This window comes from Pseudomonas sp. SDT291_1_S447 (genome assembly GCF_054070155.1).
In genome coordinates this window covers 1-1,100 of the sequence record NZ_JBSVXS010000270.1, presented here as the reverse complement: position 1 = coordinate 1,100, position 1,100 = coordinate 1, and the positions used below count along the sequence as shown (strand labels likewise).

1 protein-coding gene is annotated in these 1,100 nt (G+C 59.5%); it reads right to left on the bottom strand.

Annotated elements, in window-relative coordinates; all coding sequences use genetic code 11:
• Positions 1 to 84: 84 nt before the first annotated feature.
• Positions 85 to 888, bottom strand: a complete 804-nt coding sequence (locus ACW9IR_RS29480) for a methyltransferase domain-containing protein (RefSeq protein ID WP_457466130.1) — start codon at positions 886 to 888, stop codon at positions 85 to 87.
• Between the last annotated feature and the right edge of the window lie 212 nt (positions 889 to 1,100).

The window sequence follows — 1,100 nt, the reverse complement described above, 5'->3', positions numbered from 1 at the left end:
GAAAAAGATCGCAGCCTTCGGCAGCTCCTACATTTGGAATGCGTTCCCCTGTAGGAGCTGCCGAAGGCTGCGATCTTTTGCTCTTCAAACCCTGGCAACAATAAATATCCGCTTGAACGCAAACAACGTATGCCCATCCCCCTCCTGCGGATAATGCTTATGCACTCGCATAAGATAGTGATAGATAAACCGCGCCTGTTCCGCTGAACTCAGCGCCTGCATCACCGGCCGCAGCGCCGAGACTTTCACCCAGTCGTACACTGGTGATTTGCCGTCGACTACCTGCAACTGCTCGGTCTCCCAGATATCCAGCGACGAGGTCAGCGGCGCGAGCAACCGGTAGTAATCCTCCAGTGCCAACAACGGCCGCGCCGCCATGCGCTGACGCAGCTCAGGTGTGCCCATCGGCGTGCCGCCGGGGCCGCCGTCTTCGAGGGTGTCGAGCATCAGTCGATACCACAGCGCATCGCGCCAGTCTGGCATGTGCGCCGCCAGACAACCGCCGGGATTCAGATAACCGAGCAGGTGCGGCAGCAGCGTTTCATGGCCCCCGATAAAGTGCAGTACGGCGGCAGCGAGCAGCAGATCCGCTGGCTGCTCTGGTTGCCAATCGAGCAGATCGCAACACTTCCACTGCGCCCGGATCGGCAGGCAGCGCGCTTCATCGAGCATCTGCGTGGAGCTGTCGACGCCCTGCAACTGCGCGCGCGGCCAGCGTTCGGCCAACAACTGCGTGGCAATGCCGGTGCCGCAGCCAAGGTCGTAAATGCGTTGCGGGTTGGGCAGGTCGACACGGTCGAGCAATTCATTGACCGGGCGTTGCCTGAGACGGAAAAACTGCTGGTACGCCTTGGCGTCCCAGTCGGGTGTTGCGAGACGAGAGATCATTGAGGTGGTCCTCCGGTGATCGTTGGTGTCTTCCGATGACAACCTGGCTCCCAGCTTGAGGACCGACTACGACGACGGAAGCGGAAAGGTGAAGCACCTGATTCCTTCAGGTTTTGTCACTTTACCTGCCGACCGGCAAAGTGCCACTTCTCCCGACCAGTGGCAAAAATCCAATGTAGGAGCTGCCGAAGGCTGCGATCTCTTGATCGTAA

Bases quoted from the DNA above. Each gene is read 5' to 3' on its own strand.
- ACW9IR_RS29480 (WP_457466130.1), bottom strand. From the start codon at position 888: ATGATCTCTCGTCTCGCAACACCCGACTGGGACGCCAAGGCGTACCAG.